The following is a 20,951-nucleotide window of genomic DNA, read 5'->3' on the forward strand; positions in this document are numbered from 1 at the left end:
TTCTGGCCGGAACAGGGCCTTAGGACACTGTGGCAGCCCCGGGTCCGGGCGGCCCGGGAGCTGCCCGGCCGGCCCCGCAGTTCAGGGCCAGCGGGTCAGGGCCAGCGGTTCAGGCGAAGCTTTCCAGCTCGACGCCGGCAGCCTCCAGCGCCGCACGGATCGCGGTCGCCGCGGCAACGGAGCCGGGGGTGTCGCCCTGGAGGCACAGCGACTGCGGCTCAATTCGGAGCACGGTGCCGTCGACGGCCTCGATTTCGCCCTTTGTGGCGAGCCTGACCGCCCGCTCGGCAACCTGTCCGGCGTCGAGCATCACCGCCCCCACCTCGGTGCGCGGCACGAGGGTGCCGTCGGGGAAGTAGGCACGGTCGGCGAAGGCCTCGGAGAAGACGGGGCGCCCGGCTTCCTTGGCGATTTCCAGCAGGGCTGAGCCGGGGAAGCCGAGGACGGGCAGTCCGGGATCGTAGGCCTGGATAGCGGCGATCACGGCGGAGGCCTGCTCGCCGTCGTGCACGGTGCGGTCGTAGAGCGCCCCGTGCAGCTTGACGTAGTCCACCGAGGCGCCCACGGCATGGGCGACGCCGTCGAGCGCCCCGAGCTGGTAGAGGACCAGGCCGAAGAGATCGTCAAAGGTCATATCCAGCGAGCGCAGGCCAAAGCCGGCCAGGTCTGGGTAGCCGATGTGGGCACCGACGTTGACGTCGAGCTCGTACGCCGCCCGGCAGGTGTCCAGCATGGTCACAGGGTCCCCGGCGTGCATCCCACAGGCCACGCTGGCGCTCGTGACCAGCGGAAACATCGCGGCGTCGGCGCCCTTGGTCCAGGTCCCGAAGGACTCCCCCAGGTCAGTGTTCAGATCCAAAACGTGGCGCCGTCCTTCGTTGAAGTCTTCGGAGCGCCGCTGCCCGGGGTGCCGCCGTCCGGGCGGCCGCCGTCCTGGGTGCCGCCGCCCTGAGCGCCGCCGTCCGGCTGCGCGTCCAGGGAAGTTTCGTAGAGCGCGGCCGGGCCGGTGGTTTCCGCAAGGGCCTGCAGTTCTCCCGGAATCGTGTCCGGGATGGGCCCGAAGGCTTCCTTGGCGTTCGCGACGACCGCATGGCCCATCACCCGGTTGCCCACGCCGCCTACGACGGCGCCGATACCGAAGGGCAGGGCACGGCCCAGCCAGGCTGTGCCCTGGGTCTTGAGCAGGGAGCGCAGGAACATCGTCTGCATCTTGGCCCGCACTGTACCGAAGCCGGCGAGAGGGACGCGGCGGGTGAAGGCCGCGGTCCACGCCTGGGTGGGCCCCTTGCCCCGGCCCGCCGCCTGTCCGCTCAGCGAGCTCAGCAGCTGGGTGCCTTCCTCGCCCAGCATGACCGCCATGACCAGGGTGCTGGCTCTGTCCGGGTCCACCATCCGGATGCCGTGCAGTTCAGCAAGAGCCGTGGAATACAGTGCGGTGGCTTCGAGGAACCCGACTGCTGCGGCGGCCGAGAGACCCAGTGCGGCCGCAGTTCCGACGCCCGGAATCACGGCAGCCCCGCCGACCAGCGCACCGCCGCCGGTGACGGCCAGCAGGTAGTCGCGCTCCAGGATGGCGGCGAGCTGCGCCGCGGTGGCGTGCGGATGCCTGCGCTGAAGCCTGCGGATATTGGCCAGCACCAGCGGCCGCTGGACTTCAACCGCCCGCAGGAGCACCTTGTGCAGGCCGGGCCGGGGCTGGCCGGCGGCATCGAACATCGCGCTGTGGGCTGTTTCCTGGGCAATCTTCATTGCCGGGTTGCTGCGCTTGGCCATGATCGCCTCTCGTCGGAACCATAAAACTAAGTGCACTTAACACTACACACGGGCAGACAGGCGGGGTCGCCGCTGCGCCCCGGAGGGTTCCAGCCCGGCCGGCCGGCTGGCTACTAGACTGGGCCCATGCCCGCCCTGCGAGCCCTCCGCCCCTTCGCGCACCGGGAGTACCGCGTGCTGATCACGGCGCTGGCCATCTCCATCTTCGGTTCCGGGATGTGGGCCGTCGCGATGGTCTACGAGGTGATCCACCTGGGCGGCGGACCGCTGGAGCTTTCGGTCGTGGCCGCGGCGGGCAGCGTCGGGCTGGTGACGTTTCTGCTGGCCGGCGGCATCGCCGCGGACCGTTTGCCCCAGCGGCTCCTGATCATCGCGGTCGAGGGCGCCAACCTTGCCGTCGTTGCCGCTGTCAGCGGGCTGGCCCTGGCCGGCTTGCTCGAGCTGTGGCATCTCGCGCTGGGGGCCTTCGTGCTCGGCGTCGGGGCCGCGTTCTTCTTCCCCGCCTACTCCGCCATCCTGCCGCGGATCCTGCCGCCCGAGGACCTGCTGGCGGCCAATGGCCTGGAAGGCACCATGCGGCCGCTGTTGCAGCAGGCCGCCGGACCGGCCGTTGCGGGCATCCTGGTGGCGGCCCTGTCCCCCGCCTACGCCGTCACCGGAGTGGCGGCCTGCCATCTGGTGGCCTTCTGCATCCTGAACCTCCTCCACCGCCAGCCCGCGGCAGGGGTCCCGGTCAGCGGAGAGGCTACCGAATCTGGCCAGTCGCGGGCCAAGACGTCCCTGCGCCACGATCTCCGCGAGGGCGTCAGCTACACCGTCCGGACGCCCTGGCTGCTGTGGACCCTGCTCTGGGCCTGCATTTCGGTGCTGTTCCTGATCGGCCCCATCGAGGTCCTGATCCCCTTCGTGGTCCGGGACCAGCTCGGCGGGGACGCGCGCATGTTCGGTTTCCTGCTCGCCATCATGGGCGTGGGCGGTGCCGCAGCCTCGCTGGCCACGGCTTCTTTTCCCCTCCCGCGCCGCTACCTCACCGTGATGATGGTGTCCTGGGGAGCGGGAAGCCTGCCGATCGCCGCCGTCGGAATCATGGACAGTTTCTGGGCCCTGGCCGCCGCCCTCTTCATCTTCGGCGCCACCGGCGGCGTGGGCATGGTGATCTGGGGAACCTTGCTCCAGCGCCGGGTGCCGCCGCATCTGCTGGGCCGCGTCTCGAGCCTGGACTTCTTTGTATCCCTGGCCCTCATGCCGGTCTCCATGGCACTCGCCGGGCCGGCCGCCGAGGTGCTGCCGGTGTGGCTGATCTTCCTCGTCGCCGGGACCGTGTGCCCGGCGATGGCCGTCGTCGCGATGGTCGTGGCGCGGATGCCGGCCGATGAACTGGCCCACCCCCTCGCCGGCGGTGAGGAGCCCGCCGACGCCCCGACCCCTGCCGAATCCTCCGGACCAGGACAGCCCGGCCCGGTTTAGACTGCGGCGCGCACCACCGGGATCGACGCCGTCGGGAGGCCGCTGGGGAAGACGGTCGGCTCCGGAACCGTGACGGGTGCCAGCGGGACCCGGACCGGGTCGCCATCGACGGTGAGCAGTTCCCCGCGCACGTCGATCTCCAGCGGCGCGCCGTCACGGACGGTCAGGCTGATCGAATCCTGTTCCAGCCCGATGTGCAGGAGCCTGCCCTGGATCTTCAGGTGGAACTCGAGGCCGTCCCATTCGGCAGGCAGCCGGGGATCGAAGTACGGCACCGCGCCCTGGTCCCGCAGCCCGGCGAAGCCGCTGACCAGCGAGCTCCACACGCCGCCGGTGGACGCGATGTGGACGCCGTCGATCGTGTTGCCGTGGGTGTCGTCGAGATCGATGAACAGGGCGTGGGTGAAGTGGTCCAGCGCGGCCTTCCCGTAGCCGACCTCGGCCGCCATGATGCCCTGGACGCAGGCGGACAGCGTGGAGTCGCCCGTGGTGATGGGATCGTAGAAATCGAAGGCGCGCCGCTTTTCCTCGGCGGTGAAGTCCTGCCACTGCAGGAACATGGCCAGCACGGTGTCGGCCTGCTTAAGGACCTGGTGCCGGTAGATCACCAACGGGTGGAAGTGCAGCAGGAGCGGGTACTTGGACCGGGGCGTGGTCCAGTCCCACGGTTCCAGCGTCATGAAGTCGTTGTCCTGGGAATGGACCTGGAGGTCCTCGTCGTAGGGCAGCTGCATGCGGTTGGCTGCCTGCTCCCAGAGCTGGCGTTCGGCGTCGTCGATCTCCGGGTGGTCCAGCGCCGCCGCGGCGCGCAGGTTGAAGCGCGCCATGACGTTCGTGTACAGGTTGTCGTTGACGACGGCGGTGTACTCGTCGGGGCCCGTGACGCCGTGGATGTGGAACAGTCCGTCCTTGCCGAAGAAGCCGAGTGAGACCCACATCCGTGCAGTCTCGATCAGCAGATCGGAGCCCAGGGTGGCCTGGAACTCGGCGTCCCCGCTGGCCCAGATGTACCGGTTTGTCGCGAAGGCGATCGCGGCGGCGATGTGGAACTGTGCTGTGCCGGCCGCGTAGTAGGCACTGGCCTCGAGTCCGTTGATGGTGCGCCAGGGGAAGAGCGCGCCGTCGACGCTGAGCTCCTTGGCCCGGATCTTCGCCTCGGGCAGGAGGTCGTGGCGGAATTCCAGGACCTGGCGGGCGTTGCCCGGGTTGGTGTAGGTCAGGTAGGGCAGCAGGTACACCTCCTGGTCCCAGAAGTAGTGGCCGTCGTAGCCGGAGCCGGACACGCCCTTGGCCGGGATGCCGGCCACATCGGCGCAGGCCGTGGCCTGCGCGAGCTGGAAGAGGTTCCAGCGGACGCCCTGCTGGAGCTCGGTCTGGCCCGCCAGGACGATGTCGCCCGTGCTCCAGTAGGCGCGGTAGTGGTCCTCGCTCTCGGCGAAGATCTCGCTGACCGGCTTGAGGCTGGCTTCGGCGCTGTCGGCGAGGTCCTCGGCGGCCTGCCCCACGGCGTAGCTGACGCTCTTCTCCAGCAGGAACGGTGCGTCCGCGCTGACGGCGAGCACGTAGCGCACGCTGCTGTCGTCCTGGTCCACCTGGGTGTCGAACGGCTGCACGCCGGCCGAGGTCCAGTGATCCACGGCCATCCCAAGCCGCTGCTTGGATTCCGAGGCTTCCCAGGACAGGCGCAGGGAGCCGTCCCCGCCGTCGAGACGCAGGGGCAGCAGCACACGGCCGGCGTGCCGGCCGGCGCGGCGCGGATCATGGGCGGAGTGGTCCTCCACCGGCTGGTCCTGGCGGTTGATGACCGAGGACGTGACGTCCGCGGAGATATCCCGGTCAGCCGCCAATTCGAGGCTGATGCCCAGCGCCCCTCGGGTTGCGTAACCGACGGCGCGCCGTTCGGTGGTGGTCACGGTCGCACCGGAACGGCACTGCCAGGTGATCCGGCACTCGTAGATACCCGTGGCGAAATCCACCGACCGGCGGTAGTCCAGCACGGTGGACTCCTCCAGGCTCAGCGGCTCGCCGTCGATGATGACGGTGAAGTTGTTGGCGTCCGGGACGTAGAGGATCCGCTGGCCGGTGCGGGCGAAGCCGTACGCGTTTTCCGCGTGCTTGATGTCCCAGGTCTCGTGGAATCCGTTGATGAAGCTGCCCGGAAGTTCGGCGTCCGCGGCACCCCAGTGCGCGCCGCGGATGCCCAGGTGCCCGTTGCCGAGGCTGAACAGCGTCTCCAGGGTGCCGGCATTGCCGGGAAGGTGAACGGTCTCGACCAGCTGCCAGGGATCGTTGGGGAACCGGGCGCGGTCCGAGGTGATGAGAGCCATGGTTTGGGGGGTTCCTTCGGCGGGAGTGGCAGTGGGCTGGGCGGTGGGGTGAGCGGGCCGGGCTAGAGCAGTTCGGCGAGGTCGTTGACCACGACCGTGGCCCCGGCGTCGAGCAGGGTCTGCCGGCCGGCGCCGCGGTCGACGCCGATCACCGAGCGGAAGTCTCCCGCGCTGCCGGCCTGGACGCCGGAGACGGCATCCTCCACCACGACGCACTCCTGGCTCGGCAGGCCCAAGAGCCGCGCGGCGTATTCGTAGGTGGCCGGGCTGGGCTTGCCGGGCAGTCCCTCGGCGACGGCGACGACGCCGTCGACCACCACCGGGAAGTAGTCGGACAGGCCGGCAGCCTTCAGCACGGCAGGGGCGTTGCGGGAAGAGGAGACGACGGCGAGCTTGAGCCCGCGGGCCAGCGCGGCCTCAACCAGCCGGACGGAGCCCTCGTACGGCTGGACTCCGCCGGCCTCGACGATGTCGTTGAAGACCTTGTTCTTGCGGTTGCCGAGTCCGTGGACCGTGTCATGCGCGGGCTCGTCGTTCACCGGGCCCTCGGGCAGCACAATCCCGCGGGAGGCCAGGAAGTCCCGGACGCCGTCAAACCGCGGCTTGCCGTCGATGTGGTCGAAATAGTCGCTCTCACGGTACGGCTCAGCACCGGGGACCGAGGCCAGGAAGCCGTCAAAGAGCTGCTTCCAGGCGTGCTCGTGCACCACGGCGGTGGGGGTCAGGACGCCGTCGAGGTCAAAAAGGATGGCGGTTGCACCGGAGAGCGCACCGGCGAGGCCGGAGGTGTCGGGAACTACAGTCATGAGTCGAGGTCCTTTCAGACGACGGGCAGGCAAGACGGTTTGGTCAAAGCGATGGTCTACGGCAGGCAGTTCAGGGCTGCTCGTTTGGGGCCGTTCCGGCGTCGGACGCCGTCCGGATCAGCATCGGCGCGTGCCGGTTCGCTCTACCAATGTGGTGTCCGGCAGATGGTTCGACGGCGGACTGGCAGGCGGCGGATTGGCAAGTCCTGAGCGATGAAGTCTTTCAATCAGCAGGTTGGCCGCGAACGCGCCCTGGTCGGCCAGTGGCTGGGCAATTGTGGTCAGGCCCAGGAACCAACTCATCTGATGATCGTCTATTCCTATGATGGACACGTTTTCCGGCGCTGACAAACCGGGCTCCCGCATGGCCATGAGCGCACAGCAGGCTGTCCCGTCGCAACCCGCGAGGATCGCGGACGGCATCCCGGGGTTTTCCACAGGCTCCACCATGGCCAGCCGGCCGCCTTCGATGCCGGAGCCGGCGTCGAGCACGAGGTCCGGATGAGACGGTGCAGATGGAGAGTCCGGGAAGCGCGGGGACGTCCTGGATTCTCACGCGCGGGGTGTTGGCCTGCGGCACGGGCTCAGCCCTTTCTTCCCCCCGAAGTAGTGGGCCCGGTGTTCATGGCCGAGGTCGATTGTAAGCGCTTACATATTTGGCATGCAAGTGGATGATCCGGAGTTTGGCAGCGGACTGGGGACTGGTTGGCAGGCCCGCATGGCCGGGGGTTGGCAGGGCCCGGCCGGCGCCCTGGTCAGCGCCTTGGTCACGCAGGACGCAGTGCCTTGGTCAGCGCCCGGTCAGCGCAGGACGTAGTGCCGCAGGAACGCACCGACGTCCACGAGTTCGGCCTTCGAAATCGTGTGGCCCATGCCCGGATAGGTCCTGGCCGTGAGCTGGGTATTCCGGTTCAGCCACGCCTCGGTGTGCTCGGTAGCGGCGTCGTTGATGACGACGTCGCCCTTGTCCCGGCCCCAAAAGAACGGCGGCCGGGCGGTGAACGATTCGCTCATCGCCAGCAGTTCGTTGTCCAGGACAAAACCCGAGAGCCCCACAGCTGCGCGGAATTGTTCCGGCCGGAGCCGCAGGAGCGTGCTGGCCATCGCCATCCCCTGCGAAAATCCGAACAGGCTGACGCTGCTGTGCCGGGCTTTGACCGACTCGATCCAGGCGAAGACCGCGTTCGTGGAGGCGATGACGTCGGCAAAGTCGTGGGTGAGGAAATAGTCCAGCAGGAACCAGCCGTAGTGGTCTCCAATGTCCTTGGGTCCACGCAGGGCGGCGCAACTGAACTCGGGCGGCAGGGAAGCGAACAGCTTGGACATGCGGAATTCGTCCGTACCGTAGCCGTGCAGCATCACCAGCAGCGGGGTGCCGCCGCGTTCGTGTTCGGGTTTCGACCAGATCACCGTCTCCATTGGCTCAGCCTATCCAGCACCGCCACGCGTCCCGCCACGCACGGGCCGCGCTCCGCGGTTTCCGCGGCGTAAGCGGACCTCCGCCCCCCGGATCCGTGGCGCATCCGTCCGGAAAAGGCGCGGCGGGCCGAAACCGGCGCGGAAATTTCCCCGCGGGGCGGAGGGCGCTTCATTGAAACAGCCGGGGCGGGGTTGTAGCGTGACGCTGGACAGCATGCTTACCATCATCAGTCCGCCCCCGGGCATCAAGGAGCACGTTATGAGAATCGGTTCCGCAATCTTCCTCATCGCCATCGGCGCCATCCTCGCCTGGGCTGTCGCCCCGGGGCTGATCCCCAATGTGAACCAGGCCATGATCGGCTACATCCTGATGGCGGTCGGCGTGATTGGACTCATCGCTTCTCTCGTCCTCGCCGGCCCAGGACGGGGCCGCACGCGCCGGGTCAGCGAAAGCCGCACCGTAGTGGACCCCAACACCGGCGAGACCATCACCCGCAATGAGAGCCGCGACGCAGGCATCTGAGATTTCCCCGCACCCACTAAGCGGCGCGGAATCCAACGACCCGGAAGCCGGGCCGGACCTCGAGGTCGGGCCCGGCTTCCGCCATCCGGGTCCACAACCACCCCAAGCGCAGCACATGCCCAACCCCCACAGCTGCCCATGGGCATATCCCCCAAATGCCCACTCCCCGGCCCGACCACTGGACATGTCCCCCGGCGCCCGGCCCGCAACCACCCCAAGTGCGGCACATACCCAGCCCCCGCAGCGGCCCCTGGACATATCCCCCAAGTGCCCACTCCCCGGTCCGAACACTGGACATGTCCCCCGGCGCCCGGCCCGCAACCACCCCAAGTGCGGCACATACCCAGCCCCCGCAGCGGCCCATGGACATATTCCCCAAGTGCCCACTCCCCGGCCCGAACACTGGACATGTCCCCCGGCGCCCGGCCCGAACACTGGGCATGTCCCGCGGCGAAAGCCCACCCTTCTGCGTTCATGTGGTTTTTCATTGACAAACCAACAAGAACAAAGATAAAGTCAAATAATTCCACTTCATGTGACGGGAGTCACCGAAGCGGCCGGGGCGCATTTCCAGCCCAACGCACGGCAAGAACGAAAGCCAAGTCAGACGCAGTACGCAATGGAGGGTAAGTGTTCGCCGAAGAACGCCAGCAGCTGATCGTGGGGCTCATCTACGCCAGCGGGCGGGCCAGTGTCACGGACCTGGCCGAGCGCTTCAGCATCACCACCGAAACCATCCGCCGGGACCTCGCCGCCCTGGAAGCTTCCGGAAGCGTCCGCCGGGTGCACGGCGGCGCGGTCTCCCCGGACCGCTTCAGCACCACGGAAGAAAGCATCCTGGAACGGACCGTCCAGCGGCAGCCCGAAAAGACCCGGATCGCCGAGGCCGCTCTGGCCCTCATTCCCCAGGGCCTCACCGGCAGCATCCTGATCGACGCCGGCTCCACCACGGAGGCCCTCGCCGAACTCCTGTCCGCCCGGGCCGCCGGAGCCGCCGCACAGGGCACCGTTCCGGCATCTGGGTCCGACGCCGAACTCGTCGTCATCACCCACTCCCTGCCCATCGCGTCCCGGCTGTCCGGCGGACCCGGAATCGCCCTGCACCTGCTCGGCGGCAAGGTCCGCGGCCTGACCCAGGCCGCCGTCGGCCAGTCCACGGTGGAAGCCGCCCGCCGGATCCGCCCGGACATCGCCTTCATCGGCACCAACGGCATCCATGCAGCCTTCGGGCTGAGCACACCCGATCCTGAAGAAGCCGCTGTCAAGGCTGCCTTCGTCCAATCAGCGCGCCGCATTGTGGTGCTGGCTGACTCCTCCAAGCTGGACGCGGAAACGCTGGTCCAGTTCGCCTCGTTGAAAGATCTGGACACCGTGATCACAGACTCGCAGCCCAGCCGGGAACTCGCCGACGCCCTCGCGGAAGCCGGAGTGGAGGTGGTGGTCGCGTGATTGTCACCCTCACCGCCAACCCCAGCCTGGACCGCACCGTGGCGCTGCCCGGCCCCCTCCTCCGCGGGGAAGTTCAGCGGGCCATCTCCGTCCGCCAGGAATCCGGCGGCAAGGGAGTCAACGTCTCGCGCGCCCTCGTCGCGTCGGGGCTGAAGACAGTCGCCGTTCTCCCCGGCGCCGAGGCCGACCCCGTCCTCACCGGCCTGCGGGAGACCGACGTTCCGTTCGCGGCCCTGCCGATTGGCGAGCCGCTGCGCAGCAACGTGGCCCTCACCGAGCCCGGCGGCGTCACCACCAAGATCAACGAACCCGGACCGGCGCTCAGCGAGGAGCAGCAGGAGGCCCTGATCAGCCTGCTGCTGGACCACGCCCGCGGTGCCGCCTGGGTAGTCCTGGCCGGCTCGCTCCCACCCGGGGTCCCGGCCGACTTCTACGCAACCGTCACCCGGCGGCTGCGGTCCCTGTTCGACGGCGAGGCCGCACCACGGGTTGCCGTCGATTCATCCGGCGAACCCCTCGCCGCAGCGGTCTCCGGCGACACCTCGGGAAAACCGGACCTCTTGAAACCCAACGCCGAGGAACTGGTGGAACTGGCTGCCGCAGCCGGTTTCGCCACGAACAAGTCCGCCGAGGAGCTCGAAGCGGACCCGGAGGCTGCAGCAGCTGCCGCCTCCGCCGTCGTGCGCTCCGGAGTGGGTGCCGTACTGGCCACCCTCGGCTCCAAGGGTGCCGTTCTTGTGACGGCCGACGGCGCGTGGCTGGCCACGCACCCGCCGGTCACCGCGGTCAGCACTGTCGGCGCCGGCGATTCCTCGCTGGCCGGATACCTGCTCGCATCCAGCCAGGGCGCCGCCCCGGTCGATTGCCTCCGTCAGGCGGTGGCCCATGGTGCCGCCGCCGCTTCCCTGCCTGGCTCCACTGTCCCGGCAGTCAACCAAACCACCCCTGATGCCGTAACCATCACGGCCCTCCGGAAGGATTGACAGTGACACAGCTCATTACTACCGAACTGGTCGAGCTCGACCAGAATCTGGGCAGCTCGCCCGAGGACGTGATCCGGCATCTGGCAGGCAGGGTTGCAGCCACCGGACGCGCCACCGAGGCCGAAGGGCTTTTCGCCGACGCCTTCGCCCGGGAATCCAAGACCGCCACGGGCGTCCCGGGCGGCATCGCGATCCCGCACTGCCGCTCGACGGCGGTCACCGAACCCACCCTGGCGATGGCGCGGCTGTCCCAGCCGGTCGACTTCGGCGCCAAGGACGGGCCCGCAGACATCATCTTCTTCATCGCCGCTCCCGAGGGCGCGGACCAGGACCACTTGAAGCTGCTTTCGAAGCTGGCGCGGTCACTGATCAAAAAGGACTTCACGGCCAGCCTGCGCGCCGCGACCTCCCAGGCGGAAATTGTCGACCTCGTCGACGCCGCCCTGGCGGACAAGCCGGCCGCCCACACCGCAGCCGAAGCGACCGGCGCCGCATCCGCGGCCGGCGCCACAGCCGCGGCGGCCGCAACCGGTGAAGGTGCCGGCGCGGCGAAGGCCAAGGGGCCCAAGCGCCTCGTCGCCGTCACCGCGTGCCCCACCGGCATCGCCCACACCTACATGGCCGCCGACTCGCTCGTCGCCGCGGCCAAGGAAGTCGGCGTGGACCTGCAGGTCGAAACCCAGGGATCCTCCGGCGCCAAGGCCCTCGACCCCGCCGTGATCGCCGCAGCCGATGCCGTGATCTTCGCCGTGGACGTCGACGTGCGCGGCAAGGAGCGCTTCGCCGGCATGCCGGTGATCAACGCGCCGGTCAAGCGCGGCATCGACGAACCGGACAAGATGGTCGCCGAGGCTCTCGCCGCCGCGGACAACCCGCACGCCCACCGCGTGCCCCACTTCGGCGCCGAGGAGCAGGCCGAGATGGCCGCCGAGGAAAAGAGTGAGCACATTGGCACGAAGCTGAAGAAGGCCCTCCTGACCGGTGTCAGCTACATGATCCCGTTCGTGGCTGGCGGCGGCCTGCTGATCGCCCTCGGCTTCCTGCTGGGTGGCTACAACATCACCGCCTTCGCGGACAAGATCCTGGCGGAGAACAGCCTCACGAACTTGCCCACCGCGTACCCGGAACTGGCCTGGGGCCCGCTGGGCGCCTACCTGGGGGCCGTGCTCTTCAAGATCGGCGCCCTGTCCCTGGGCTTCCTCGTACCCGCGCTGGCCGGCTACATCGCCTACGCCATTGCTGACCGGCCCGGCATCGCCCCGGGCTTCGTTTCCGGCGCCGTTGCCGTCTTCATGGGTGCCGGGTTCCTCGGCGGCATCGTGGGCGGCCTGATCGCCGGCTACGTGGCCCATTCCATCGGCAAGCTTAAAGTGGCCCGCTGGCTGCGCGGCCTGATGCCGGTGGTCGTTATCCCGCTCGTGGCGTCGCTCGCGGCGTCGGGCCTGTTGTTCGTGTTCCTGGGCGCTTACATCGCCCGGGTCACTGTAGGGCTCAACGAGTTCTTGTCCGGCCTCACCGGTGCCAGCGCCATCGCCCTGGGCGTCATCCTGGGCCTGATGATGTGCTTCGACCTCGGCGGTCCCGTCAACAAGGTTGCCTATTCCTTCGCAGTCGCCGGCCTGGGCGCAGCCTCCATCACCAACCAGGCCCCGTGGCAGATCATGGCGGCCGTCATGGCCGCCGGCATGGTCCCGCCGCTGGCCATGGCACTGGCCGCGACCGTGCTGAACAAGAGGCTCTTCAGCCTTGCGGAACAGGAAAACGGCAAGGCTGCCTGGCTGCTGGGGGCCTCCTTCATCACCGAAGGCGCCATCCCGTTCGCCGCCGCGGACCCGCTCCGCGTCATCCCCGCCAGCATGCTCGGCGGCGCCGTGACCGGTGCCATCTCGATGGCGGCCGGCGTGGGCTCGAAGGCCCCCCACGGCGGAATCTTCGTCTTCTTCGCGATCGATTCGTTCCTGTGGTTCTGCATCGCCATCGCGGCCGGTACCGTTGTCGGCGCCTTCGCCGTGATCGGGCTCAAGCGCTGGGCAGTCAAGAAGCCGGTTGATACGGTGGAAACGGTTCCCGTAGCCGCCTGAACCAGGACGCTTTTCCCAGCAGATACTCACAGCTGACAAACACCCAAGCTGACTTCAAGGAGCAGAAATGACCGAACGTAACGCCACCATTGCCAGCCGGGTCGGGCTGCACGCCCGTCCGGCCGCCATCTTCGCCGAGGCTGCAGGCGAGTTCGACAACCTCGAGATCACGATTGCCCGGCTGGGCGAGCCCGAGGACGAGGCGATGGACGCCGCCAGCATCCTGTCGCTGATGAGCCTCGGCGCATCGCACGGTGAAGTTGTGGTGTTGCGTGCCGAAGGTGAAGGCGCCGACGCCGCACTTGACCGCCTCGTGCAGATCCTTGAGACGGATCACGACGCCGAATAGCCTCACCTTCCGGCCCCGCGCCGGAACACCGGCAGCTTCAGTTGGCCCGGCCGCCCCCGATCAGGGGCCGGCCGGGCCTTCGCGTTGCCTGCCGCTTTGCCTGGCGGCGGACCGTCAGGGCAACTTTTATAAGGGGCCTTAGCAAATGCTTGTCACGGCCCCGCGGCGCGGCTAGTTTGGAATCCCCGGCGGCACCGACCGCGGGCCGCCGCCCATGTGGTTCCCGGCCGAAGGAGATGATCGCGCAGCCATGCCAACGAAGAAAGGCGAGCCCCAAGGCTCAGAGAGCCCCAGCATCAAGGACCCCGAGCTCTATGAGAAGTTGCTCGAGGACGGCGCCTCCAAGCAAAAAGCCGCCAGGATCTCCAACGCCGCCGCCAAGCGGGGCCGATCCTCGGTCGGCCGCAAGGGCGGCAAGGCCGGAGACTACGAGGACTGGACGGTGCCGCAGCTGAAGGCACGCGCCAAGGAGATCGGCCTCAAAGGTTACTCGGCCAAGAAGAAGAGCGAACTCATCTCCGCCCTGCGGAACTCCTGATTAACGTGCACGACGGCGCCAGCCGGCATCCGGGCTCAGGCACGCTTTCGCGCCGTCTTCGACGCCGTCACTTTAGGCGCCGCTTCAGCCTTGGAAGCCGCCGCAGACTTGGAACCAGTCGTGGATGCCGCCGTCTTGGCGGCCGTGGATTTAGTGCCTGTGGACTTGGCTGCCGCCGTCGTGGCGGAGGTCCTCGGGGCGGCCTTGGCAGCAGAACCGGAGCCCCCGGCAGGAGTCTCCGCCGGCCCACCGCCGCGCTTTTTCTCGATGCTGCGCTTGAGGGCTTCCATCAGGTCGATAACTTCGCCCTCGCCGGCCTCGGCGGGGGCGCCGAAGGTCTCCTCCGTGTCCAGCGACTCCCCCTTGTCCAGCTTGGCCTCAATCAGCTGGCGCAACTGCTCCTGGTAATCATCCGTGAACTGGTCCGGCTCAAAGTCGGAGGCCATCGAGTCAACCAGGGCCGCGGACATCTCGCGTTCCTGCGCCGAGATCCGGATGGAAGTCTCGAGTGCGGGAAAGCTGGCCTCGCGGACCTCGTCGGCCCACAGCAGCGACTGCAGCACCAGGACCTCGTCCCGAATCCTCAGCGCGCCAAGCCGGGTCTTGTCCCGCAGCGCGAACTGCACAATTGCCACCCGGTCCGTGTCCTCGAGGGCGCGCCGCAGCAGCACATAGGCCTTGGGCGACTTGGAGTCGGGTTCAAGGTAATAGCTCTTTTCAAACATCATCGGATCGAGCTGGTCGACCGGAACGAACTGGACCACTTCGATTTCGTGGCTGTTTTCCGCCGGGATGGACTTAAGCTCGTCGCGAGTCAGGACCACCGTGCGGCCGTCGTCCTCGTAGGCCTTGTCGATGTCCTCGTAGTCGATGACCTTGCTGCAGACCTCGCAACGGCGCTGGTAGCGGATCCGGCCGCCGTCGGCGTTGTGGACCTGGTGGAGGCTGATGTCGTGGTCCTCGGTGGCGCTGTAGACCTTGACCGGCACGTTGACCAGCCCGAACGCTATTGCGCCTTTCCAGATGGCTCTCATGGATCAAGTGAACATCACAGTTGCGCGGAGGTGAAGGGTTTTGCCCAACGGTAAGGAACGCGTCCGCGTGGACGGGCGCGAACTGGTGCTCACCAACCTGGAAAAAATCATGTACCCGGAGACAGGCACCACCAAGGCCGACGTCCTGGCCTACTACGCCGCCGTCGCACCGGTGCTGATCCCCGCAGCCCGCAACCGGCCGGCCACGCGCAAGCGTTGGGTCCACGGCGTCGGGACCGCAGATGCCCCGGGAGAGATGTTCTTCCAGAAGAACCTGGACCATTCAACGCCTGGCTGGGTGCCCCGTGCCGCCATCACGCACAAGGACCGGACCATCCAATATCCCCTGGTCAATGATCCCGCCACCCTCACCTGGCTGGCCCAGATCGCGGCCCTGGAGATCCACGTGCCGCAGTGGCGGGTTGACTCCCACGGCAACGCCATGCCGCCCGACCGGCTGGTGCTGGACCTGGACCCGGGCGAAGGCGCGGGACTGGCGGAGTGCGTGGAGGTGGCCAGGCTGGCCCGCACCATCCTGCAGGACGTTGGCCTGGACCCCGTGCCGGTGACGAGCGGCAGCAAGGGCATCCACCTCTACGCGGCCCTGGACGGGTTCCAGAGCTCGGACCGGATTTCCGACTTCGCCCGTGAACTGGCCCGCTCGCTCGAGGCAGACCACCCGGATCTCGCCGTCAGCGACATGAAAAAGACCCTGCGCACGGGCAAGGTGCTGGTGGACTGGAGCCAGAACAACGCCGCCAAGACCACCATCGTGCCGTACTCACTGCGCGGCCGGCTCCGGCCGACGGTGGCCGCCCCGCGCACATGGCGGGAACTCAGTTCCGCGTCCCTGCACCAGCTGGATTACCAGGAGGTGATGAAGCGCGTCGCAGCCGGCCAGGATCCGTTCGCCGCGGTTTCCGGCGGCCGGCACGGCGCCGGAGCCCCGGCGGCGCACGCGCCGGACCGCCAGTCGGACCACCGGCTCAGCGGACGGGCCGAAATCCCTCCCGAGCCGGCCGGCGACGGCGGCGACACCGATCCGCGGCTGGAAAAGTACCGCACCAAACGGGACAGGGCGGCCACTCCCGAGCCCTTCACCGCGGACCGGCACCACGCCGGGGACGACGGCGGGACACGGCAGGAGAAGTTCGTCATCCAGGAGCACCACGCCAGCCGGCTCCACTACGACTTCCGGCTGGAACGCGACGGCGTGCTCGTGTCCTGGGCACTGCCCAAGGGCGTCCCGACCAGCAAAACCAAGAACCACCTCGCGGTCCAGACCGAGGACCACCCGCTTGACTACGCCGACTTCGAGGGTGACATTCCCAAGGGCCAGTACGGCGCCGGGACGGTCAGCATCTGGGACCACGGACACTACGAATGCGAAAAATGGATCGCGGGCAAGGAGGTCATCGCCACCCTGACCGGCGCGGAGGGCGGCGGCCTCGGCGGACCGCGCAGGTTCGCCCTGATCCACACCGGCCGGGCCGATGACCAGTGGCTGATCCACCTGATGGACCCGGCGGCCCCGCAAGGCCATCCCGGTCCGCCGCGCCCGGCCGGCACAGCGGACAATACGGACAAAGACACCGACGAGGCAGCGGACGACGGCGGGGAGGACGGCTCAGCGGACGGCCGCGGCCACCGCGAGGGCGGAGCGGAAACCGCCGCCGGCAACGAACGTGCCCCCGACGCCGCCGGATTCAGCCCGATGCTGGCCACATCCGGGACCCTGGCCGACCTACCGGAGCTGGACTGGCAGATCGAGCTCAAGTGGGACGGGGTGCGGGCCCTGGTGATCGGCGACGCAACGACGGTCCGGCTCATCAGCCGCAACGGCATCGACATGTCAGTGAGCTACCCCGAGCTGACGGACCGGTCCTGCTGGCCGGAGCAGGGCTTCGTCGCCGACGGCGAGATCATCGCCGTCGGCCGCTCCGGCCGGCCCGACTTCGGGCTGCTGCAGGGCCGGATGAAACTGAGCAGGGCCGCCGACGTCGCCCGGGCGCAGCAGTCGACGCCCGTGCGGCTGATGCTGTTCGATCTGCTCTTCGACGCCGGCGAGGACCTGCGGCGCCAGCCGCTGAGTGAGCGGCGCCGCCGGCTGGAGCAGTTCTTCCGCCCTTCCGCCGCCCCGGCGGAGCTTTCCGGCGTGATCGATGGCGACGTCGCGCACATCCTGGAAAGCGCCGCCGAGCTCGGCCTCGAGGGGGTCATGGCCAAGCGCACGGACGGGCGCTACGTCGGCCAGCGCAGCCGGTCCTGGCTCAAGCTCAAGGTTGAACGGACCCAGGAGGTGGTGGTGGGCGGCTGGCGGCCCGGGAAAGGGGGCCGCCGGGAATCCGTGGGCTCGCTGCTGCTGGGGATTCCGGACGGCTCGAAACTACGGTATGTGGGCCGGGTGGGCAGCGGATTCAGCACCCGCGAACTCAAGGAACTCAGGCAACAACTCGACGCCCTGCCACGGAAGACCTCCCCGTTCCGGGACGTGCCGGACGCTGACGCGGCAGACGCCAACTGGGTGAGCGCAAAACTCGTCGGCGAGGTCACCTTCGGAGAATGGACCGGCAGCGGGAAGCTCCGGCACCCGGTGTGGCGCGGCTGGCGCCTGGATAAGGCGCCAGCCGACGTCGTGGCAGACCCTGCCGCCGGCCCCTAGTCGTGTGGGGCCAGCGATGATGGGGCTAGTCGTGGTGGGGCAGCTGCGGACGGCTTTGCCGGTGCATGGCGCCGGCGGCCACCTGCTGGCCCTGCCGCCCGCGGGCGCTGTCGCGGTCCTTGGGGTGCCGCTGCTTACCGCTGCCGTCCGGCCATTGCTGTCCTTGGCCGGGCCCGGGGGGAGCGTGGTGCAGGGCCTCGGGTCCCGGGGCTTCAGCCATGGACTGCGCCAGATGGCTCGCGACCTCGGGCTCGATTTCTTCTCCGAACTGATGATCCGCCATTGATCTTCCTTTCCGCTGTAACTAACCGCTGTGAAATGAAGTGTCCATCAATCGTAGGACTGCCCCGGGGAGATGTCTGTAGCGCCCGCCGTCTGACTTTCCGGCGGCCCGAATCCCGTCGGAAACCCCAGCAATCGAGGGCTGGCGCGGAAAATTTTGGGCCCGGCGCCGCGGGGATGGCCGGTTCCCAGTATCCGCGCGGTGAAAGCGGGCAAAAGAAATTAGTGAATTGCCCTCAATTTGCACCCGAAATGGGCGATCATACGGCACACAACTCGGAAACTCCAGAGAATTCCCGTAAAATTGAAAGCCTGCCCAGAGCGGGGCAGCTACAAGTCGCAAGCAAATGATCTCCCTAGGAGCTTCCCAAATGCCCACAGACCGAAGCATGACCGACTCTTCAGCAGGCGTCATCGACGCCAGCAGAACCAACCAAGGCGCACCCAAGGGTGTGAAGAAACCGAAGCTACGTCGCCGTCGACTCCGCGAGTCCGACGTCAACGTTGTCGACCAGCCGATGCTCAAGAAGGCACTCGGCGGCACCATCGTGGGTAACACCATGGAGTGGTACGACGTCGGCGTGTTCGGCTACCTGATCACCACCATGGGACCGGTGTTCCTGCCGGAGGCGGACAAGTCCGTCCAGACCCTGTTCCTGCTCGGAACATTCGCCGCCACCTTCATCGCCCGCCCCCTCGGCGGAGTCGTGTTCGGCTGGCTCGGCGACAAGATCGGCCGCCAGAAGGTCCTCGCCGCGACCCTGATGATCATGGCCGCCAGCACCTTCGCCGTCGGGCTCCTGCCCGGCTACGCACAGATCGGCATCTGGGCTGCGGTCCTGCTGGTCCTGTTCAAAGTTATCCAGGGCTTCTCTACCGGCGGTGAATACGCCGGCGCCACGACCTTTGTGAGCGAGTACGCCCCTGATAAGCGCCGCGGATTCTTCGCCAGCTTCCTGGATATGGGCAGCTACCTCGGTTTCGCCCTTGGCGCGGCCCTCGTTTCGGTGCTGCAGCTGACCCTCGGCCAGGACACCATGGAGCAGTGGGGCTGGCGCATCCCGTTCCTCCTTGCCGGCCCGCTCGGCCTGATCGCCGTGTACTTCCGGAGCAAGATCGAGGAATCCCCGCAGTTCCAGGCAACCCTGGATGCCCAGGAGAACCTCGCCAAGGACGCAACCGCCTCGGACATCACAGCCTCCAAGGGTCCGGTGGGCATCGTGAAGGCGTACTGGCGCTCCCTCATCGTCGCGATGATCCTGGTCGCGGCGGCAAACACCGCCGGCTACGCACTGACCTCCTACATGCCGACGTACCTGACGGAGTCCAAGGGCTACGACGAGCTGCACGGCACGCTGCTGACCATCCCCGTGCTGGTCATCATGAGCCTCTGCATCCCGCTGACCGGCAAGCTTTCTGACCGCATCGGCCGCCGCCCCGTGCTGTGGATCGGCGCCATCAGCACCGTCGTCCTCGCCACCCCTGCCTTCCTGCTGATCGGCATCGGTGAAATCTGGTCCACGCTGGCCGGCCTTTCCCTGATTGCCTTCCCCGTGACGTTCTACGTGGCCAACCTGGCGTCGGCCCTGCCGGCCCAGTTCCCGACGGCCAGCCGTTACGGCGCCATGGGCATCGCGTACAACTTCTCGGTGGCCATCTTCGGCGGCACCACGCCGTTCATCGTTGCCGCCCTGATCAGCGCAACCGGCAACGACATGATGCCGGCCTTTTACCTGATGGCCACCTCGGCGATCGGCGCAGTAGCGATCTACTTCCTCAAGGAATCCGCCCAGATGCCGCTGCCCGGCTCCATGCCGAGCGTGGACACCCAGGCTGAGGCCCGCGAGCTGGTCGCGACGCAGGACGAGAACCCGCTGATCGACCTCGAGCACATGGACATGCCCATGGTCGCACCGGCCGTCGATTCCACCGCAGGGCGCGGGGAAGCCGAGAAAGTCCCGGCCACAGCCTGAGCCTGCCGGTCCGACCGGACCGGCAGCAGTAGTCCAGGCTACGTAGCTGACAGCCCCGCCCTTTGAGGCCTGTTCCGGATGCTTACCCGTTGGGGGACGCATCCGGGCAGGCCTTAGGCGTGTCCGAACCGCTATCAGCACCACCCGGGCGCCGGGGCACCCGCGAACCCCCGGGATCCGGGGAACCACTGAAACCACTGAAACCACAGGAACCGGAAAGGCGGTTGTGATGTCCCTGCTGCACCACATCCGTTCGCTGCACACCTTGTCCCCGGCCAACAAGGACCACGTGTCGGCTTGGCGGATGGCGATCAGCGTGGCCGTTCCGTCCCTGGCGCTCCTGGCAGCCGGTCGCCCCGAGCTGGCCGGCTACGCCGTTTTCGGCGCGCTGACCGGCATGTACGGCCGCACCGAGCCGCACCAGCTCCGGCTCCGCCATCAAGGCCAGGCGGCTGTCCTTCTGGTTGCCGGCGTAGGAGTCGGCGTCTTCCTCTCGGCCCACCACATTCATTCGTGGGCCCTGGTGATCATTGAGGCCGCGTTCGCCGGCGTGGGCTCGCTGTTCACGGACAAGACTGCCCTGAAACCCGCCGGTCCCTTCTTCGGGATCCTGGCCCTGGGCGCGTGCGCCTCCGTTCCCGCCGCCGCCCCCTGGCACACGGGCCTTCTCATCGCCGCGGGATCGGCCGCGTTCTCCATCTTGGTCGGCTTTGGCGGCTGGTTTGTCGGCCGCACCTGGCAGCGCGGGAGGCGGCGGGACGTCATAATACTGCGCGGGGCAGGGCGCCGGGCGGCGTGGCTGCATGCCGCCCGCTACGTCACCGCTGTCGGCGGCGCCGGCACCCTGGGGGTCCTCAGTGGCAGCGGCCACCCGCACTGGGCCATGGCCGCGGCGGCGGTGCCGCTTGCCGGGGCGGACCTGCCCAGCAGCGTGTACCGCGGCATCCACCGGATTGTCGGCACCCTGATCGGCCTCGTGGTGGTCGCTGCGGTCCTGTTCCCGTGGCCGGGGTCACCGCTGCTGGCCTTCCCCGGGCAGGAGGCCGCCGTCCTGGTCTGCCTCGTGATCGTGTTGCAGTTCAGCACCGAGCTGTTCATGACCCGGCACTACGGCCTTGCCATGGTCTCCTTCACCCCGGTGATCCTGCTGGTCGGACAGCTTGCCGCGCCGGCCGATCCCGGCGTACTGGTGACCGAACGGGCCGTCGAGACACTGGTGGGCGCCGCCGTCGGGATCGCCGTCGTCGTACTGATCCGCCGACGGCGCCTGGCCGTCCGCTGACGT

General features: G+C 68.2%; 18 protein-coding genes. 10 read left to right on the plus strand and 8 right to left on the minus strand.

Going from position 1 to position 20,951, the window contains the following annotated elements:
• Positions 1–109 precede the first annotated feature (109 nt).
• Together AC1D1W_RS00425 and AC1D1W_RS00430 are read right to left on the minus strand one after the other, a co-directional pair.
• On the minus strand, positions 110–859 hold the full coding sequence (locus AC1D1W_RS00425) for a LamB/YcsF family protein (RefSeq protein ID WP_476942670.1): 750 nt from the start codon (positions 857–859) through the stop codon (positions 110–112).
• A complete protein-coding gene (locus AC1D1W_RS00430; RefSeq protein ID WP_476942671.1) occupies positions 850–1,773 on the minus strand; it encodes a hypothetical protein in 924 nt (307 codons plus the stop codon). Before AC1D1W_RS00430 ends, AC1D1W_RS00425 begins: the two co-directional genes overlap by 10 nt.
• Before the next feature lie 126 nt (positions 1,774–1,899).
• Between AC1D1W_RS00430 and AC1D1W_RS00435 the strand changes: the two genes are divergently transcribed.
• Positions 1,900–3,240, plus strand: a complete 1,341-nt coding sequence (locus AC1D1W_RS00435; RefSeq protein ID WP_243178358.1) for an MFS transporter — start codon at positions 1,900–1,902, stop codon at positions 3,238–3,240.
• Here AC1D1W_RS00435 and AC1D1W_RS00440 read toward each other — a convergent pair.
• From AC1D1W_RS00440 to AC1D1W_RS00455, 4 genes are all read right to left on the minus strand, one after another.
• Positions 3,237–5,567 (minus strand): glycoside hydrolase family 65 protein, encoded by a 2,331-nt coding sequence (locus tag AC1D1W_RS00440; protein WP_476942672.1) that lies wholly within the window; start codon positions 5,565–5,567, stop codon positions 3,237–3,239. The genes AC1D1W_RS00435 and AC1D1W_RS00440 overlap by 4 nt on opposite strands.
• Positions 5,568–5,629: 62 nt before the next feature.
• Positions 5,630–6,373 (minus strand): HAD family hydrolase, encoded by a 744-nt coding sequence (locus tag AC1D1W_RS00445; RefSeq protein ID WP_223914646.1) that lies wholly within the window; start codon positions 6,371–6,373, stop codon positions 5,630–5,632.
• Between the two features lie 117 nt (positions 6,374–6,490).
• Entirely contained in the window at positions 6,491–6,865 is a 375-nt protein-coding gene (locus AC1D1W_RS00450; protein ID WP_476942673.1) for a substrate-binding domain-containing protein, read from the minus strand.
• 309 nt (positions 6,866–7,174) lie between these two features.
• Entirely contained in the window at positions 7,175–7,792 is a 618-nt protein-coding gene (locus AC1D1W_RS00455) for an alpha/beta hydrolase (RefSeq protein ID WP_243178355.1), read from the minus strand.
• Positions 7,793–8,051: 259 nt separating this feature from the next.
• Between AC1D1W_RS00455 and AC1D1W_RS00460 the strand changes: the two genes are divergently transcribed.
• The 6 genes from AC1D1W_RS00460 to AC1D1W_RS00485 all read left to right on the plus strand — a co-directional run bounded on the left by AC1D1W_RS00460 (position 8,052) and on the right by AC1D1W_RS00485 (position 13,715).
• Positions 8,052–8,315, plus strand: coding sequence for a DUF6458 family protein (locus tag AC1D1W_RS00460; RefSeq protein WP_018774860.1), 264 nt, complete (start codon positions 8,052–8,054; stop codon positions 8,313–8,315).
• 630 nt (positions 8,316–8,945) lie between these two features.
• Positions 8,946–9,764 carry a DeoR/GlpR family DNA-binding transcription regulator gene (locus tag AC1D1W_RS00465; protein ID WP_028276590.1) on the plus strand — a complete coding sequence of 273 codons (819 nt, stop codon included), beginning with the start codon at positions 8,946–8,948 and terminating at the stop codon, positions 9,762–9,764.
• Positions 9,761–10,747, plus strand: a complete 987-nt coding sequence (locus tag AC1D1W_RS00470; RefSeq protein WP_028276591.1) for a 1-phosphofructokinase family hexose kinase — start codon at positions 9,761–9,763, stop codon at positions 10,745–10,747. The genes AC1D1W_RS00465 and AC1D1W_RS00470 overlap by 4 nt, the downstream gene beginning before the upstream one ends.
• Before the next feature lie 2 nt (positions 10,748–10,749).
• Positions 10,750–12,828: a PTS fructose transporter subunit IIABC gene (locus AC1D1W_RS00475; protein WP_476942674.1), complete on the plus strand. Its 2,079-nt coding sequence runs from the start codon at positions 10,750–10,752 to the stop codon at positions 12,826–12,828.
• Between the two features lie 67 nt (positions 12,829–12,895).
• The gene (locus AC1D1W_RS00480; protein ID WP_018774864.1) at positions 12,896–13,177 is read left to right on the plus strand and encodes an HPr family phosphocarrier protein; all 282 of its coding nucleotides are present in this window, start codon (positions 12,896–12,898) and stop codon (positions 13,175–13,177) included.
• Between the two features lie 250 nt (positions 13,178–13,427).
• Positions 13,428–13,715 carry a DUF7218 family protein gene (locus tag AC1D1W_RS00485; RefSeq protein ID WP_043436005.1) on the plus strand — a complete coding sequence of 96 codons (288 nt, stop codon included), beginning with the start codon at positions 13,428–13,430 and terminating at the stop codon, positions 13,713–13,715.
• Between the two features lie 35 nt (positions 13,716–13,750).
• Here the strand turns inward: AC1D1W_RS00485 and ku are convergent, their stop codons facing one another.
• Positions 13,751–14,749, minus strand: a complete 999-nt coding sequence (gene ku, locus AC1D1W_RS00490) for a non-homologous end joining protein Ku (protein ID WP_476942675.1) — start codon at positions 14,747–14,749, stop codon at positions 13,751–13,753.
• A gap of 109 nt (positions 14,750–14,858) precedes the next feature.
• On the opposite strand from ku, the gene AC1D1W_RS00495 reads away from it, so the two are divergent.
• Positions 14,859–17,411: an ATP-dependent DNA ligase gene (locus AC1D1W_RS00495; RefSeq protein ID WP_476942732.1), complete on the plus strand. Its 2,553-nt coding sequence runs from the start codon at positions 14,859–14,861 to the stop codon at positions 17,409–17,411.
• A gap of 25 nt (positions 17,412–17,436) precedes the next feature.
• Here AC1D1W_RS00495 and AC1D1W_RS00500 read toward each other — a convergent pair whose 3' ends face one another.
• Positions 17,437–17,694, minus strand: coding sequence for a hypothetical protein (locus tag AC1D1W_RS00500; protein ID WP_028276596.1), 258 nt, complete (start codon positions 17,692–17,694; stop codon positions 17,437–17,439).
• A gap of 370 nt (positions 17,695–18,064) precedes the next feature.
• Between AC1D1W_RS00500 and AC1D1W_RS00505 the strand changes: the two genes are divergently transcribed.
• Together AC1D1W_RS00505 and AC1D1W_RS00510 are read left to right on the plus strand one after the other, a co-directional pair.
• Positions 18,065–19,666 (plus strand): MFS transporter, encoded by a 1,602-nt coding sequence (locus AC1D1W_RS00505; RefSeq protein WP_243178349.1) that lies wholly within the window; start codon positions 18,065–18,067, stop codon positions 19,664–19,666.
• A gap of 229 nt (positions 19,667–19,895) precedes the next feature.
• Positions 19,896–20,948 (plus strand): FUSC family protein, encoded by a 1,053-nt coding sequence (locus tag AC1D1W_RS00510; protein ID WP_476942676.1) that lies wholly within the window; start codon positions 19,896–19,898, stop codon positions 20,946–20,948.
• The last annotated feature ends 3 nt before the right edge of the window (positions 20,949–20,951 follow it).

This window comes from Arthrobacter sp. P1_B4 (genome assembly GCF_056406555.1).